This is a genomic window from Streptomyces sp. NPDC093149, assembly GCF_044754145.1.
Taxonomy (GTDB): Bacteria; Actinomycetota; Actinomycetes; order Streptomycetales; family Streptomycetaceae; genus Streptomyces.
The window spans coordinates 237534-250225 of record NZ_JBIVON010000007.1; the positions used below are offsets into that span (position 1 = coordinate 237534).

Here is a 12692-nt window from a genome sequence, read left to right on the forward strand (position 1 = left end):
CCGGCCACGGCACTAGCCACGCGCGCCCGTCTTGAGGAAGGCCAGGACGGCCGCGACGACCTCGTCCGGGAACTGGACGTGCGCGTAGTGACCGGCTCCCTCGATCATCACGAGCCGGCCGAGCCCCGCGGGCATCTCGGCCACGATGCCCTCGCCCTCGGCCCCGGGGTCGGCCCAGTCGGGGTCGAGCGTGCCCTCGATGACCAGGACGGGGCACCGGACGGCGCCGAGAAACGCACCGGCGTCCGTGGGTGCGGACATCCCCATCCTGCTGACGACGGCCATCCGGCCCGGCCTGCGCAGGTCGGTCTCCAGAGCGGCGACATGGTCGGCGTAGCCGGTGGGCTTGACGCCCGGGTAGGCGTGGTCGAGGTAACGCTTCCACAGCCCGACGCTGCGCAGCAGGCCGGCGCCCATCAGCAGGCCCATGCCTTTGCGGTAGCGGGCGTGGGACAGCAGGGCGCGCGGGCTGATCTTCTGCGCGCGGGTGAACGGGCTGATCTCCACGACGGCGCTGACCAGTTCGGGCTCCTGGGCCGCCGCGATGGTGGCGGCGCCGCCCGCGAAGGAGTGGCCCACGATCACGGCGGGGCCGCCCAGGTGCCGGATCACCGCGAGAAGGTCGGCCGCCGCGTCGGTGCGCGTGTAGGACGCCCAGCCGGTGCTGGACTCGCCGTGACCGCGCTGGTCCACACAGGCGACCCGCCAGCCGGCCGCCACGAACCGGGCGGCCGTGTCCCGGTAGGCCGCTCTGTTGTCGCCCATGCCGTGGGCGAGCACGATCAGCGGGCCCTCGCCGGTCACGTCGTACGCCAGCTGTCCGCCGTCGATCGTCAAGAACTCCGTCATGTCCACCCTCCGAGCTAATTAACGTAGCCACCAAGCTAATGACATTAGCCTTTCACGTCAAACGACGCCACGACACCACCCGGAGCCCCGAGCGGACCCCGCAGGGCCCCGGCCGTCGCCCATCCGACTTCGGAGAACCCGCCTGCGCCCGGCCCACCCCGTACGGCAGCATGGACGCATGTCCGTACTGACGCGCGACGAAGCGCAGACCCGAGCCCAGTTCCTCGACGTACACCGGTACACGATCGACCTCGATCTGACCCGTGGGGAGGAGACCTTCGACTCCCGCACCGTGATCCAGTTCACCGCGACCGCGGCCGGGGACACCTTCGTAGAACTCAAGCCGGCCACCCTGCGCTCGATCAGCCTCGACGGACAGCCCCTCGACCCCGCCGACCTCGTCGAGAACCGCTTCCCGCTCACCGCACTCACCGCCGGTGCGCACGAACTGCGCATCGACGCCGCCATGCGCTACTCCCGCACCGGCGAAGGCATGCACCGCTTCACCGACCCGACCGACAGCGAAACGTACGTCTACACCCAACTGTTCATGGAGGACGTCCAGCGCGTCTTCGCCGCGTTCGACCAGCCCGACCTCAAATCCGTCTTCGAACTCACCGTCACCGCACCCGAAGGCTGGACCGTCCTCGGCAACGGCATCTCCGAGCACCGGGGCGACGGCCGCTGGACCCTCGCCGCCACCCCGCCGATCTCCACCTACCTCGTCGCCGTCGCCGCAGGCCCCTGGCACTCCGTGACCACCGAACACGCCGGACTGCCCTTCGGCATCCACTGCCGCCGCTCGCTCGCCCCGTACCTCGACGCGGACGCCGACGAGATCCTCGACATCACCCGCGCCTGCTTCGACCGCTTCCACGAGAAGTTCGACGAGCCCTACCCCTTCGACTCCTACGACCAGGCCTTCGTCCCCGAGTTCAACGCGGGCGCCATGGAGAACCCCGGACTCGTCACCTTCCGCGACGAGTTCGTCTACCGCTCCGCCGTCACCGACACCGAGCGCCAGACCCGCGGCATGGTCATCGCCCACGAAATGGCCCACATGTGGTTCGGCGACCTCGTCACCCTCGCCTGGTGGGACGACATCTGGCTCAACGAGTCCTTCGCCGAGTACATGGGCTACCAGACGCTCGCCGAAGCCACCCGCTACACCGACACCTGGGTCGACTTCGGCGTCGCCCGCAAGGGCTGGGGCTACGACGCCGACCAGCGCCCCTCCACCCACCCCGTCGCCCCCGACCCGGCCGCCGTCCCCGACACCGCGTCCGCGATGCTCAACTTCGACGGCATCTCCTACGCCAAGGGCGCCTCCGCACTGCGCCAACTCGTCGCCTGGCTCGGAGAGAAGGACTTCCTGGCCGGCATCAACACCCACTTCGCCCGCCACAAGTTCGCCAACGCCACCCTCGCCGACTTCATCGACAACCTCGCATCGGCGACCGACCGCGACGTCCACGCCTGGGCCGACGCCTGGCTGCGCACCACCGGAGTCGACACCCTCACCCCCCAGGTCGAGGAGTCCGCCGGCACCTGGTCCCTCACCATCGACCACGCCGGCAGCCGCCCCCACCGCATCGCCGTCGGCGCGTACGACCACGCCCCCGACGCCCACTCCGGCCCCGACCGCCTCATCCTGCGCGACCGGTTCGAGATCGACGTCCCGCAGAACGGCACGGCCAAGGACCTGCCCGGCCGCCGCCCCGCCCTCGTCGTCCTCAACGACGGCGACCTCAGCTACGCCAAGGTCCGCCTCGACGCCACGTCCTGGGACACCGCCGTACGCGACCTGTCCGGCATCCCCGACGCACTGACCCGCGCCGTCGTCTGGAACGCCGCCCGCGACATGGTCCGCGACGGCGAACTAGCCCCCACCGCCTATCTCGACGCCGCCCGTGCACACCTCCCGCACGAGACCGACCTCGCCCTCGCCCAAGGCGTACTCGCCTTCGCCGGCGCCCACATCGCCGACCGCTACCTCAGCCCCGAAAAGCGCCCCGCCGCCCTCGCCACCCTCACCGCCCTGTGCCGCGACCTCATCCGCCGCACCGAGGACGGCCACAACCCCGGCCTGCGCCTCATCGCCGTACGCCACCTCATCGACGCCGCCACCCAGCCCGACACCATCCAGGACTGGCTCGGCAACGGCACCGTACCCGGCGGACCCGAACTCGACCCCGAACTGCGCTGGCGCATCCTCACCCGCCTCGCCGTCCTCGGCGCCACCGACGAAACCGCCATCGCCGCGGAACTCGAACAGGACCCCAGCGCCACCGGACAGGAAGGCGCCGCCCGCTGCCGGGCCGCCCTCCCCACCCCCGAGGCCAAAGCCACCGCCTGGGACGCCCTGTTCAACGACGACACCCTCTCCAACTACCTCTTCACCGCCACCGCCCAGGGCTTCTGGCAGCCCGAACAGGCCCACCTCGTACACGACTACGTCCCCCGCTACTACCCCGAGGCCACCCGGCTCGCCGCCCGCCGCGGCCCCGCCATCGCCGACGCCGCAGGCCGCTACGCCTTCCCCGCGTACGCCGTCGACGCCGACAGCCTCCACCTCGGCGAACAGGCACTGAACGACAACACCCTCATCCCGGCACTGCGCCGCAAGCTCATCGACCAGATCGACGACCTGCGCCGCGCCCTCGCCGTACGCGACGCCCACTGACCCCCTCCCGCAGATCCGCACCACCCCGACCCCGGGGCCGCACCACCCGTGCCCGGCGCCACCTCCACCACACAGGAGGCGCCGGGCACACCCGTATCCGGCGCCACACCCATACCACCGAAACCCCCGACAACAGCCCCCCGCTCCCTCCACATCCCCCTTTCGAGTTCAGATCACCGAGCTCCGCGGCCGCGCACCAGAAAACCCGGACAAGCTGACACGTCCACCCATGCGCATCCGAAGGGCCCCGCCGCCATGCCCACCCCACCCCTCGCCGGCTCCACCACCGGCCCCGCCGCCCTGCGCCCCCTCATCGACACCGTCCTCACCGCACTCCACGACGGCGCCCACCGACGCGACGGCCCCCTCCCCGCAGGCGGACCCGACGCCGTCACCCCCAGGATGCGCACCGCCACCCACCCCGCCATCCCCGACCACGGCACCGGCGCCCACGACGCCCTGCGCACCCTCGTCGCCGCCCTCGCCGAAGGCGCCGCAGACCCCGCACACCCCCTCTGCACAGCCCACCTCCACACCCCGCCGCTCGCCCTCGCCGCCGCCGCGGACCTCGCGGCCTCCGCCCTCAACCCCTCCATGGACTCCTGGGACCAGGCCCCCGCCGCCTCCGCCCTCGAAGCCGACATCACCGCCGCACTCGCCACCGAGATCTACCCCCACCACCCCACACCCGACGCACTCATCACCACCGGCGGCACCGAAGCCAACCAACTCGCCCTGCTCCTCGCCCGCGAACGCAACGGCCCCGTACAAACCATCCGCGCCGCCAACGCCCACCACAGCATCACCCGCGCCGCCTGGCTCCTCGGACTCCCCGAACCCGTCGTCATCCCCGCCCCCGCCGGCGTCATGGACCTCGCCGCACTCCACGAAGCCCTCACCGAACACCACCGCCCCCTGCTCGTCACCGCCACCGCGGGCACCACCGACACCGGCCGGATCGACCCCCTCGCCGACATCGCCGACCTCTGCACCACCCACGGCGCCGAACTCCACATCGACGCCGCGTACGGCGGACCCCTCCTCTTCAGCCCCACCCACCGCGACAAGGTCCACGGCCTCGACCGCGCCCACAGCGTCACCCTCGACCTGCACAAACTCGGCTGGCAACCCGCATCCGCAGGCATCCTCGCCGTCCCCGACCGCACCCACCTCGACACACTCCACCACCACGCCCCCTACCTCAACGCCGACGACGACACCGAAGCCGGCCTCCCCGACCTCCTCGGCCGCTCCCTGCGCACCACCCGCCGCCCCGACGCCCTGAAGATCGCCGTCACCCTCCAAGCCCTCGGCCGCACCGGACTCGCCGACCTCATCGACCGCACCATCACCGCCGCCCACCACCTCGCCGACCTCATCACCCAAACCCCCACCCTCGACCTCTACGACCGCCCCACCATCAGCACCGTCCTCTTCCGCCCCACCGACGCCGACGACAACACCGTCGCCACCATCCGCCGCACCCTCCTCACCCGAGGCCACGCCGTCCTCGGCCGCGCCCGCACCGACGACCGCCTCTGGCTCAAAGCCACCCTCCTCAACCCCCACACCACCCCCGACGACCTCCGCACACTCCTCGACCTCGTCGACCGGCTCACCCACGACCTCGCGGAAGGCAACACCCCCCGATGACCGACCTGCCCACCCCCGAGAACGGCCGCCCCCACGACCTCGTCGGCATCGGCATCGGCCCCTTCAACCTCTCCCTCGCCGCCCTCGCCCACGGCATCCCCGGCACCCCCCACCCCCTCACCACCGCCTTCTACGAACAACGCCCCGCCTTCCACTGGCACCCCGGCCTCCTCATCGACGGAGCCAGCCTCCAAGTCCCCTTCCTCGCCGACCTCGTCACCCTCGCCGACCCCGCAAGCCCCTGGACCTTCCTCAACTACCTGCGCAGCCGCGACCGGCTCTTCCCCTTCTACTTCGCCGAGCGCTTCCACATCCAACGCGCCGAATACGACGCCTACTGCCGCTGGGTCACCGACCAGCTCCCCGGCCTCCACTTCAGCCACCAGATCGACGCCGTCCGCTGGAACAACGAACGCGGCCTCTTCGAAATCGACTTCACCCAACTCGACAACGACGGCGAAGCCGAAGCACTCGGCCGCGCCCACACCCGCCACATCGCGCTCGGAATCGGCACCGAGCCCTACGTCCCCGAACCCCTCAGACCCCTCACCGAAGCCGAATCCGTCCCCGTCATCCACTCCGCCGACTACCTCCGGCACCGGGACGGACTCCTCGACGCCGAACACATCACCGTCATCGGATCAGGACAGTCCGGCGCCGAGATCTTCCTCGACCTCCTGCGCGCCCGCCCCACAGGGCACGAAAAGCTCCACTGGCTCGCCCGCACCCAGGCCTTCGCCCCCATGGAGTACTCCAAACTCGGCCTGGAACACTTCACCCCCGACTACAGCCGCTACTTCCACGCGCTCCCCGAATCCGTACGCGACGAACTCGTCCCCCACCAATGGCAGCTCCACAAAGGCATCGACGCCGACACCATCGCCGCCATCCACGACGAGCTCTACCGCCGCACCCTCCACGGCGGCTGGCCCGACACCACCCTCACCCCCGGAGTCTCCGTACGCACCGCAGGACGCGTCGCCAACACCCGCATCGAACTCCACCTCGAACACACCCAGCAGAACACCCGCTCCCGCCTCACCACCGACGCCGTCGTCCTCGCCACCGGCTACCGCGAACGCCCACTCGACCGCATCCTCAGCCCCCTCGACCCCTACATGCGCCGCGACGCCTCCGCACGCCCCCGCATCGACGACAGCTTCCGCCTCGTCCTCGACCCCACCGTCACCGGCAACGTCTACGTACAGAACGCCGAACGCCACACCCACGGCGTCGGAGCCCCCGACCTCGGACTCGCCGCCTGGCGCAGCGCCACCATCCTCAACAACCTCACCGGCACCAACGCCTACCCCCTCCCCGAACGCACCGCCTTCACCACCTTCGGTCTCACACCCCGGGCCTCACACATCCCCACACCCCACAACCCCGACCTCATCCCCCTCGCCCACGGCAACTGAAACCGGCCACAGCACCGGACAGCAAGCGGCCGCCCCCTCCCGAAGGAGAGGACGGCCGCCGACCACAGAGCGAGCACCCAGGGCCACTCGTCCGGATCACGCCGTGCCCGAACCGAACGAAGAACCCTAGAACACCGGCGCACCCTCCCGCGTCAGCCGCCAGTCCACCGAAGCGAACTGCGCCACGTCCACCGAACCCTTCGCCTGCACCCAGGCGATGATCGTGTTACGGATCTCCTCCGAATTCGCCCACAACTGCTTGGCACCCGCCACGTGCGGGAAGTTGCCACCACCACTCGCCCGATAGTTGTTCACCGCCAGCACGAACTGAGCCGCCGGATCGATCGGCTTCCCCTCGAACGACAGATTCACGATCCGAGAACCGTTCGGCTTCGCGATGTCGATGTCATACGTCAGCCCCGACACCGCGTCGTAGTTGTAGTCCGGAGTGTTGTCCGCGTTCGTCAGCTTCGCCGTGTCCACCGGAGCACCGGCCGCCGTCTGCACGTAGTACCGGGCCGAGAACTCCAGATAGTCCTTGATCTGTGCCCCGGTCAGCAGCCGCGCCTCAAGGGTGTTCTCGAACGGATACAGCCCCGCCGCGTCCTTGATGGTCACATTCCCGGCCGGGATCCGCGCCGTACGCGAGAAACAGGACGCCTGCGAGAGGACAGGAAGCGCCGCGTACGCACCGCCGGCCAGCGCCGCCTTCACCGTCTCCGCCTGGACGACGTTGATCAGATCGATGATCGGCTCGTCCTTCCAGGCCGCCTCCGCCGTCGTCATCGCCGCCGTGGACGTGCCGATGACCTGATTGACGTACGCCACGACCTTCCTGTGCTCGTCCATGAGCAGCTTCGTGATCTTCGGGTCCTCGGCCACGGTGTTGGAGTTCAGCACCTGCGAACCCGCCTTCTCCACCACCCAACGACCCTTCTCCCACACCAGATCGAAGTCGAACAGCGTCAGCCGCTGCCCCCACTTCAACGGCTCGGAGAGCACCACCTTCTTGCCGGTCTGCTTGTTCTCCACGAAGTACTCGGGGATCTCCAGATGCGCGTGCCCGACCAGAATCGCATCGATACCCGGCACCTGCTCCGCCACCAGAGCGGCCGCGTTCTCGACGTACGGGACCTGATCACCGTACGACGACGTACCGCTGGTGCCCGAGTGCGCCGAGACGATCACGACATCCGCACCCATGGAACGCAGCCGCGGCACGAACTTCGCCGCCTGCTCCTCCAGGCCGGGGAACACCATCTTCCCGCTGACGTTCGCCTTGTCCCAGATGGCGATGCCCGGGTTGGTCAGACCCAGAATCGCGACCTTCACATCCGGACCGTGCGGAGTACGCATCTTCTTGATCACATAAGGGGCGAACGCCGGCCGCAGCGTCTTCGCGTCCAGCGCGTTCGCACCCAGCAACGGGAAGTCGCACTGCTCCTCGAACTTCCGCAGCACCGGAATGCCGTAGTTGAACTCGTGGTTGCCGAGCGCCGCGGCGTCATATCCGATCGCGTTCATCGCCTGCGCCATCGGATGCACCGGACCGCGCTTGGCCGTGATCGGGTCGATCTTGGCGTAGTAGTACGACAACTGGGTGCCCTGGATCGTGTCGCCCGCATCGATCATCAGGGTGTTGTGGCGGCCCTTCTCGCGACGCACCTGGTCCACCAGAGTGGAGATCTTCGCCAGGCCGACGTCATTGTGCGCCTTGTCGTCGAACTCCTGGTCGGTGAAGTAGTCCCAGTTGAAGACATTTCCGTGCAAATCGGTCGTGCCCATCACGGTGAACGAGTACCGCTTCGACGGACGCCCATGCCCAAGACCCTGATCACGATCGAGGGCCGCGGCAGGCACGGCAGAGCCTCCGGCAATCGCCACACCGGCACCGGCGACCGCCGATGTGCCCAGGAACGTCCTACGGTTCAGCGGCATTTCTACTCCCACATCTCAGTTCTCGCGCTACACAACGCGCGTAGATAATGACCCAGGAGCCACACCCGGCAACACCCCCTGCGGGTTTCGATCTGATGACCACCCGCTGTCCTGCCCGGATGCAGCAGTGGACACATGGCCGACACCCCACCGCCCTACGGCACCCCCCAGCACCCCCCGCGTCGCCGCCCGCGGAGAGGCCCGAATCGAAGTCGAGCCCGAAACCGCCCACATCAGCATCACCGTCACCGCCCGCGGAAAGGACCGCCGCACCGCCCTCGAAGACCTCACCCGCCGCAACGGCCACGTCCTCGAACTCGCCCGGTCCTACGGACCCGCCGTCGAAAAACTCGAAACCGGCACCCTCTCCATCACCCCCGAACTCACCGAACACGGCCACGACGAAAAAATCCGCGCCCACCACGGACGCGTCCACGTCACCATCGTCCTCAACGACTTCACCGCACTGGGCGAATTCACCACCCGCATCGCCGACCTCGACATGACCCGCATCAACAGCCCCTGGTGGAGCCTGCGCCCCGACTCACCCGCCCACGCGAACGCCCGCCGCCAAGCCGTGCACGAAACCGTCCAACGCGCCCGCGAATACGCCGACGCCCTCGGCGCCCGGCTCACCGCCCTGGTCGAACTCGCCGACCTCGGCGCGGAGAACACCGCCCCGGCGATCCCCATGCCCACCGCACCCGGAAGCACCCACGGACGCGCCGCCTACAACGGAGCGACAACCGAACCGACCGCCCCCGACCTCGAACCACAACGCCAAACCGTCCACGCCCAGGTGAACGCCCGCTTCACCATGTCACCTCCACAACTATGAGACGAATGCTCATCCGAGCACCCCGGTGCACAATTCAACACTTGTCAATAACCCTTCACCCAAAGGTCGTTGGGTAGTCACGCGCAGCCAAATCACTACCCGTAGGTAAGGTCTAGGGTCGAACCATGCGCCGAGCAAAAATCGTTTGTACCCTGGGACCCGCCACCGACACATACGAGCAGATCAAGGCACTGGTCGAAGCGGGAATGAACATCGCCCGCCTCAATCTCAGCCACGGCACCTACGCCGAACACGAAGAGCGATACCGCCACGTACGCAAGGCCTCCGACGAAACCGGACGCAGCGTCGGCATCCTCGCCGACCTTCAAGGCCCGAAGATCCGCCTCGGACGCTTCCGTGAAGGCCCCGTACTCCTTGAACGCGGCGACACCTTCACCATCACCGTCGAACCCATGGAAGGCGACCGCCACACCTGCGGCACCACCTACGACGGCCTCGCCACCGACGTCACCACCGGCGAACGCATCCTCGTCGACGACGGCCGCGTCACCCTCGAAGTCACCGAAGTCGACGGCCCCCGGGTCCACACCACCGTCATCGAAGGCGGCATGGTCTCCGACCACAAGGGCCTCAACCTCCCCGGCGTCGCCGTCTCCGTCCCCGCCCTCTCCGAGAAGGACGTCGAAGACCTCCGCTGGGCCCTGCGCACCGGCGCCGACGTCATCGCCCTGTCCTTCGTGCGCAGCGGCCGCGACATCGACGACGTCCACCGCATCATGGACGAGGAGGGCCGCCGCCTCCCCGTCATCGCCAAGGTCGAGAAACCCCAGGCCGTCGAGAACATCGACGACATCGTCGCCGCCTTCGACGGCATCATGGTCGCCCGCGGCGACCTCGGCGTCGAAATGCCCCTGGAACAGGTGCCGATCGTCCAGAAGCGCGCGATCAAACTCGCCAAGCGCAACGCCAAGCCGGTCATCGTCGCCACGCAGATGCTCGACTCGATGATCGACAACTCCCGCCCCACCCGCGCCGAGGCCTCCGACGTCGCCAACGCGGTCATCGACGGCACGGACGCGGTGATGCTCTCCGGCGAGACCAGCGTGGGCAAGTACCCCGTCGAGACGGTCCGTACGATGTCCCGCATCGTCGAGGCCGCCGAGGAGGACATCCTCGCCAAGGGCCTCCCGCCCCTGAACGACCGCAACAAGCCCCGCACCCAGGGCGGCGCGGTGGCCCGCGCGGCGGCCGAGATGGGCGACTTCCTGGGCGCCAAGTTCCTGGTCGCCTTCACTCAGAGCGGCGACACGGTCAGGCGCCTCTCCCGCTACCGCTCACCCATCCCGCTCCTGGCCTTCACCCCGGACCCGGCCACCCGCTCCCAGTTGAACCTCACCTGGGGCGTCGAGACCTTCCTCGGCCCGCACGTGGAATCGACGGACGCGATGGTGGCCCAGGTCGACGAGGAGCTGCTGAGGATCGGCCGCTGCCGGAAGGGCGACACCGTGGTCATCACGGCCGGCTCCCCGCCGGGGGTCCCGGGCTCGACGAACCTGGTCCGGGTGCACCACATCGGCGAGGACGACAGCCTGAAGTAGGCCGGCCCTCAGTACTTCAGTACTTCGGCCCGACGTGGGCGTCCATGAGCGCGACGGACGCCCGTCGGGCGACGGACAGGTTCCTCGAATTGGCCATCCTCCACTCGACTCCGACGAGGTCGAGGGCAGTGGTGAAGAGCCCCATGATGTCGGCGGACAGGTTGGTGAAGAAGTAGCGGGGGTACTCATAGCGCCGCAGTTCTCCATTGACGCGACGCGTGGTCCAGTTGGTGATCCGGCATCCGTCCGAGTGGATGAGGCCGCGAACGAACTCCCATGGGTAGTCGTCGACGATCTTCTTCTGCCACGCTTCGAGAGCGATCTTGCGCTCGTGCTTCTTGCCGGGGCCGTGCTGTGGGAAGAAGCATGGCCAGTGCTTGCTGTGGCAGGTGACGTACTGGCAGCCCTGGCGCTGGACGCGGAACACCTTGTTGCCCGGACGAATGATCTGCACGGCATCGGCACAGGCGTCGATGAGGCCGGGCCAGGCATCGGCGCAGGCGATACGGAGGAAGTACACGCCCCTTCTGGCGGAGCTGATGCAGCCGTCCCCGAGATAGAGGCCCAGCAAGTAGGCGTACGCGGCGGGGTTTTCGGGATCTCGCGGCAGGTCGCAGCATCTCGGACAGCCCGAAGCGTGGTTCCGGCCGAGGGGTTCTATTCGTGTTCGCCACGAACGGATGGCGGCACGAGAGATGCCGGTCTGCTTGCTGACGGAGTTCTGGCTGAAGCCTTGGGCAAGGAGTGCCAGAGCGCGTTTCCGCGTATCAAGGTCGTACACGTGGCCGAGTTTGGCCGGGCCGTGAAGCCGGGCCCCGGATTCCGCGAGGCGATCACACGATCAAGTGAAGCCTTACCGTTTCCTTGCGGCCTTGGAATCGAAGGAAAAGTACCCCGAGTCGGACTCGAACCGACACTGTATGGGTTTTGAATCCATTGTCTCTAACCAATTGGACTACCGGGGCTCGCTGAATCGTAGGTTTCCCTTGACCCGCTGCCTGTCCACCTTACCGCAGCTAGGTAGGCTCTTGGCAGCAGCACCCCTGCATTGATCAAGGAGCCCCGTGACCACGCCCGAGTCGCCCCAGCCCGCCGACGACGACAAGTCGCACGTTCCGCCGCTGACGACCCGCGTCGTCATCGCCGAGGACGAGGCGCTGATCCGTCTCGATCTCAAAGAGATGCTGGAGGAAGAGGGCTACGCGGTCGTCGGCGAGGCGGGCGACGGGCAGAAGGCCGTGGAGCTCGCCCGGGAGCACCGGCCGGACCTGGTCATCCTCGACGTGAAGATGCCGATCCTGGACGGGATCTCCGCGGCGGAGAAGATTGCCGAGGAGTCCATCGCGCCGGTCCTGATGCTCACCGCGTTCTCTCAGCGCGATCTTGTGGAGCGGGCGCGGGACGCCGGGGCGATGGCGTACCTCGTGAAGCCGTTCAGCAAGAGCGACGTGGTGCCGGCCATCGAGATGGCGGTGTCGCGGTTCGCGGAGCTGAAGGCGCTGGAGACGGAGGTCGCCGATCTCGCGCAGCGGCTGGAGACGCGGAAGCTGGTGGACCGGGCGAAGAGCATTCTGCAGACGGATTACGGGCTGTCGGAGCCGGCCGCGTTCCGGTGGATCCAGAAGACGTCGATGGACCGTCGGTTGTCGATGCAGCAGCTCGCCGAGGCGTTGATCGAGGATGCCGAGGAGAAGAAGCGGGCGGCGAAGGACGGCGACCAGTAGGCGCGCGCATACGGGAGAGGCCCGCACCCC

General features: G+C 68.5%; 9 protein-coding genes and 1 tRNA gene. 6 read left to right on the forward strand and 4 right to left on the reverse strand.

The window, feature by feature from the left end; genetic code table 11:
* Positions 1–12: 12 nt before the first annotated feature.
* Entirely contained in the window at positions 13–849 is an 837-nt protein-coding gene (locus ACIQCZ_RS22530; protein ID WP_402284492.1) for an alpha/beta fold hydrolase, read from the reverse strand.
* 178 nt (positions 850–1027) lie between these two features.
* On the opposite strand from ACIQCZ_RS22530, the gene pepN reads away from it, so the two are divergent.
* The 3 genes from pepN to ACIQCZ_RS22545 all read left to right on the forward strand — a co-directional run bounded on the left by pepN (position 1028) and on the right by ACIQCZ_RS22545 (position 6603).
* Positions 1028–3532, forward strand: a complete 2505-nt coding sequence (pepN, locus tag ACIQCZ_RS22535) for an aminopeptidase N (RefSeq protein ID WP_402284493.1) — start codon at positions 1028–1030, stop codon at positions 3530–3532.
* A gap of 255 nt (positions 3533–3787) precedes the next feature.
* Positions 3788–5185, forward strand: coding sequence for a pyridoxal phosphate-dependent decarboxylase family protein (locus ACIQCZ_RS22540; RefSeq protein ID WP_402284494.1), 1398 nt, complete (start codon positions 3788–3790; stop codon positions 5183–5185).
* Positions 5182–6603 (forward strand): lysine N(6)-hydroxylase/L-ornithine N(5)-oxygenase family protein, encoded by a 1422-nt coding sequence (locus ACIQCZ_RS22545; RefSeq protein WP_402284495.1) that lies wholly within the window; start codon positions 5182–5184, stop codon positions 6601–6603. Before ACIQCZ_RS22540 ends, ACIQCZ_RS22545 begins: the two co-directional genes overlap by 4 nt.
* Before the next feature lie 126 nt (positions 6604–6729).
* Here the strand turns inward: ACIQCZ_RS22545 and ACIQCZ_RS22550 are convergent, their stop codons facing one another.
* Entirely contained in the window at positions 6730–8541 is a 1812-nt protein-coding gene (locus ACIQCZ_RS22550; RefSeq protein WP_402284496.1) for a bifunctional metallophosphatase/5'-nucleotidase, read from the reverse strand.
* A 127-nt stretch (positions 8542–8668) separates the two neighbouring features.
* On the opposite strand from ACIQCZ_RS22550, the gene ACIQCZ_RS22555 reads away from it, so the two are divergent.
* Together ACIQCZ_RS22555 and pyk are read left to right on the forward strand one after the other, a co-directional pair.
* Positions 8669–9379, forward strand: a complete 711-nt coding sequence (locus ACIQCZ_RS22555; RefSeq protein ID WP_402284497.1) for an SIMPL domain-containing protein — start codon at positions 8669–8671, stop codon at positions 9377–9379.
* 125 nt (positions 9380–9504) lie between these two features.
* On the forward strand, positions 9505–10938 hold the full coding sequence (pyk, locus tag ACIQCZ_RS22560; RefSeq protein WP_402284498.1) for a pyruvate kinase: 1434 nt from the start codon (positions 9505–9507) through the stop codon (positions 10936–10938).
* A 16-nt stretch (positions 10939–10954) separates the two neighbouring features.
* Here pyk and ACIQCZ_RS22565 read toward each other — a convergent pair whose 3' ends face one another.
* Positions 10955–11719 (reverse strand): transcriptional regulator, encoded by a 765-nt coding sequence (locus tag ACIQCZ_RS22565; protein ID WP_402284499.1) that lies wholly within the window; start codon positions 11717–11719, stop codon positions 10955–10957.
* A gap of 109 nt (positions 11720–11828) precedes the next feature.
* Positions 11829–11903 (reverse strand) — tRNA-Leu (locus ACIQCZ_RS22570).
* A 99-nt stretch (positions 11904–12002) separates the two neighbouring features.
* On the opposite strand from ACIQCZ_RS22570, the gene ACIQCZ_RS22575 reads away from it, so the two are divergent.
* Complete coding sequence (locus tag ACIQCZ_RS22575) at positions 12003–12662, forward strand: ANTAR domain-containing response regulator (RefSeq protein ID WP_376219509.1); 660 nt, start codon at positions 12003–12005, stop codon at positions 12660–12662.
* Positions 12663–12692 lie beyond the last annotated feature (30 nt).